Source organism: Nostoc sp. 2RC, from assembly GCF_014222165.1.
GTDB lineage: Bacteria > Cyanobacteriota > Cyanobacteriia > Cyanobacteriales > Nostocaceae > Nostoc > Nostoc linckia.
Genome location: NZ_JACKZU010000709.1, coordinates 1 through 1,306, shown reverse-complemented (window position 1 = coordinate 1,306; position 1,306 = coordinate 1). Strand labels below are relative to the sequence as shown.

Sequence of the window (1,306 nt, the reverse complement as noted above, 5' to 3'; positions counted from 1 at the left end):
GGGTTAAAGGGTAAGGGTTAAAGGTTTTTTCTTTCCCTTTTCCCCTTTCCCTTTCCCCCAAAACCCGACAAGTATTGGGAGATGAGGGGGTATGGGAGCAGGGGAGCAGGGAAGTAGGGAAGTAGGGGAGACAAGGGAGAATAATAACTCCCCAGTCAACTGTCAACTGTCAACTGTCAACTGTCACCACTCCCAATACCCAATCCGTTTTAATAAAAGAACACCATGACATTATCAACAACTAAACTCGGTAAAACTGGATTGACGGTTTCGCGTCTTTGTCTGGGTACTATGACCTTTGGATTGCAGACAGAGGAAGAAATTTCTAGGCAAATCCTGGACACGGCGGCTGATGCTGGAATCAACTTTTTGGATACAGCCGATGTTTATCCCCTTGGTGGTGGAGTTACCACAGCTGGACGCACCGAAGAAATCATTGGGCGTTGGTTAAAAGGGAAACGCGAACATTTTATTCTGGCTACTAAGGCTGTAGGTCGGGTTGGCCCTGCACCTTGGGATCAAGGTGCTTCGCGCAAACATATTTTGGATGCCATCGATGCTTCTCTAAGACGACTGCAAACTGATTATATTGACTTGTATCAATTGCACTCCGATGATGCTTCGACCCCCCTTGATGAAACTCTAGAAGCGTTAGATACGATAGTTCGTGCTGGGAAGGTGCGCTATATCGGGGTTTCTAACTTTTTAGCTTATCGGCTCAGCCGTGCTTTGGGTCGTGCGGAAGTACGTAATTTAACTCGTTTCGTATCGATTCAGCCCCGCTATAACCTACTGTTCCGGGAAATTGAGCGGGAATTATTGCCCCTAGCGCAAGAAGAAGGACTGGGTGTAATTCCATACAATCCCTTAGCAGGGGGTTTACTTAGTGGTAAACATAGTTTCACTCAAGGCCCCACCCCAGGAACGCGTTTCACCTTGGGTGCAGCCGCAGAACGTTATCAAGAACGCTACTGGCGCGATCGCGAGTTTAATACTGTGGAAGAATTACGCACAGTGGCCGAGTTTTCAGGTTTATCCTTGACTACCTTAGCCATAGCTTGGGTTTTAGCCAATCCAATTATCACCGCCCCGATTGTTGGTGCTAGCCGTCCAGAACAACTTGCTGACACCCTTAAGGCTGTGGAAGTCAAACTCGATGACAATTTGAAACAAAAATTAGATAACCTCACGGCCGAATATCGCAGGGGAGATTCTCTGCGTTAGGGAAGGGGAGATGGGGAGGTAGGGAGCAGGGGAAAAGGTTATGGTTCGGCAAGCTCACCAACCAGGTTAAAGGGAAAAGGAA

The 1,306-nt window shown here is 47.8% G+C and carries 1 protein-coding gene; it reads left to right on the top strand.

Annotation, left to right across the window (positions count from 1 at the left end):
* The first annotated feature begins 225 nt into the window (after positions 1–225).
* Complete coding sequence (locus GNE10_RS34565; protein ID WP_185570512.1) at positions 226–1,224, top strand: aldo/keto reductase; 999 nt, start codon at positions 226–228, stop codon at positions 1,222–1,224.
* Positions 1,225–1,306: the final 82 nt, after the last annotated feature.

Bases quoted from the DNA above. Each gene is read 5' to 3' on its own strand.
- GNE10_RS34565 (WP_185570512.1), top strand. From the start codon at position 226: ATGACATTATCAACAACTAAACTCGGTAAAACTGGATTGACGGTTTCG.